This is a genomic window from Burkholderia sp. E168m23, from assembly GCF_016586125.1.
In the GTDB taxonomy this organism is placed as follows: domain Bacteria; phylum Pseudomonadota; class Gammaproteobacteria; order Burkholderiales; family Burkholderiaceae; genus Burkholderia; species Burkholderia orbicola.
The window spans coordinates 1-2,223 of record NZ_BCPP01001075.1 but is presented as its reverse complement, the minus strand read 5'-3'; the positions used below and the strand labels follow the sequence as shown (position 1 = coordinate 2,223).

The window sequence follows — 2,223 nt, the reverse complement described above, 5'->3', positions numbered from 1 at the left end:
AGGCGCGTGAGGCCGGCGGCCTCGAACAGCACGACTTCGTTGTCGTCGCGGCCGAACGTCAGCGGGCCGAGGTTACCGACGAGCAACGGCACGTTCTTGCGCTTGCGCTTCTCGTCGCCATGCACGTCGAGGTCGCCGCTTTCGGCCGCGAAGCCGACGCAGAATGGCGCATCGGGCAGCGCCGCGACCGACGCGAGGATGTCGGGATTCTCGACGAACGCGAGCGCCGGCATCTTGCGGTCGGCCGTCTTCTTCATCTTGTGCTCGGCCGGCTGGTCGACGCGCCAGTCGGCGACCGCGGCCACTGCGATGAAGATGTCGGCTTCGGCCACTGCATGCATCACCGCGTCGTACATCTGCTGCGCGGTCTGCACGTCCTGGCGGTACACGCCCCACGGCGTGTCGAGCGCGACCGGCCCGGCGACGAGATGCACGTCGGCGCCGGCCTGTTGCGCGGCGCGCGCGAGCGCGAAACCCATCTTGCCGCTGGAGCGGTTCGTCAGGCCGCGTACCGGGTCGAGCGGTTCGAAGGTCGGCCCGGCCGTGATCAGCACGCGGCGGTGCGCGAGCACCTTCGGCGCGAAGTGCGCGACGATCGCTTCATAGATCGCCTCGGGCTCGAGCATGCGGCCGTCGCCGACCTCGCCGCACGCCTGCGCGCCCGAATCCGGGCCGAGCACCGATACGCCGTCCGCGCGCAGTTGCGCGGCGTTGCGTTGCGTGGCCGGGTTCTGCCACATCTGGCGGTTCATCGCGGGCACGACGAGCAGCGGACAGTCGCGTGCGACGCACAGCGTCGACAGCAGGTCGTCGGCGAACCCGTGCGCGAGCTTCGCGAGGAAATCCGTCGACGCGGGCGCGATCACGATCGCGTCGGCTTCGCGCGACAGGTCGATGTGCGCCATGTTGTTGTCGATACGCGCGTCCCACTGGCTCGTATAGACGGGCCGGCCCGACAGCGCCTGCATCGTGACGGGCGTGATGAACTGGGTGGCGGCGTCGGTCATCGCGACCTGCACGGTCGCGCCGGCCTTCACGAGCAGCCGCGTGAGTTCGGCGATCTTGTAGCAGGCGATGCCGCCCGTCAGGCCGAGAACGAGGTGTTTTCCTGCAAGTTCTGCGTGTGCCAACTCAGGCCTCCTGGGGGTCAAACGGAACGGCCGGCGCGAAGCCGGCCGTCGACACGGAGTATGCGCGCTCAGCGCGCGCCGCGCACGCGACGCAGCTCGTCGTAGATCAGCAGCACCGCGCCGACCGTGATCGCGGAATCGGCGAGGTTGAATGCCGGGAAGTGCCACGCGCCGAGGTGGAAATCGAGGAAGTCGATCACGTGACCGTAGACGAGCCGGTCGATCACGTTGCCGAGCGCGCCGCCGAGGATCAGCGCGAGCGACACGCTGAACAGCCGCTGGTGGCCGTGGCGCTTCAGCAGGAAGCAGATCACGAGCGTCGCGCCGACGCCGAGCGCGGTGAACGCCCAGCGCTGCCAGCCGCTCGCGGTCGACAGGAAGCCGAATGCGGCGCCGCGGTTGTACACCAGCACGAGGTTGAAGAACGACGTCAGCGCATGCTGCGCGCCGTACGCGAACGTTTTCAGGATCGCGATCTTCGACAGCTGGTCGAACAGGATCACGATCAGCGAAATACCGAGCCAGGGCGCGAGCGCGCCGCTGGCCGGTTTCGACAGGGTCTTCGCCATATTTAAGCAGCGCTCCGGATTTCGCCGTTTTCAAACAGGTTCGAGAAGCAGCGGCCGCACAGCGTCGGGTGCTCGGCGTGCGCGCCGACATCTTCGCGGTAGTGCCAGCAGCGCTCGCACTTCTGGTACTTCGACGCGGCCACGTCGACGCTTTCCTGCGCTTCGTCGTCGACCTTGACGACCGTCGCGGCCGACGTGATCAGCACGAACTTCAGGTCGTCGCCGAGGCTCGTCAGCGCGTCGTAGCGTGCGCCGCTCGCATGCACGGCCACTTCGGCCTGCAGCGACGAACCGATGCGGTTCGCGGTGCGCGCTTCCTCGAGCGCCTTCGTCACGCTGCCGCGCACGTCGCGCAGCAGCGCCCATTTCTCGATCAGCGCGGCCGAGCCGGCGACTTCCGGATACGCATAGTAGGTTTCCGTGAAGATCGTGTCGCTCGCCGGCTGGAACACCTTCCACGCTTCTTCCGCCGTGAACGACAGGAACGGCGCGAGCACGCGCAGCAGCCCGTGCGTCAGGTGATA

Annotated in this window: 3 protein-coding genes; all 3 read right to left on the bottom strand. The window is 67.9% G+C overall.

Going from position 1 to position 2,223, the window contains the following annotated elements:
- A partial coding sequence (gene coaBC / locus JMF90_RS34185; protein ID WP_201326083.1) for a bifunctional phosphopantothenoylcysteine decarboxylase/phosphopantothenate--cysteine ligase CoaBC occupies nt 1–1,130 on the bottom strand: 1,130 nt, incomplete at its 3' end.
- Between the two features lie 68 nt (nt 1,131–1,198).
- Entirely contained in the window at nt 1,199–1,699 is a 501-nt protein-coding gene (lspA, locus tag JMF90_RS34180; RefSeq protein ID WP_006478035.1) for a signal peptidase II, read from the bottom strand.
- A 2-nt stretch (nt 1,700–1,701) separates the two neighbouring features.
- Nucleotides 1,702–2,223 (bottom strand): zinc finger domain-containing protein (locus JMF90_RS34175; RefSeq protein ID WP_201326082.1); only part of this gene is annotated, 522 nt, incomplete at its 5' end.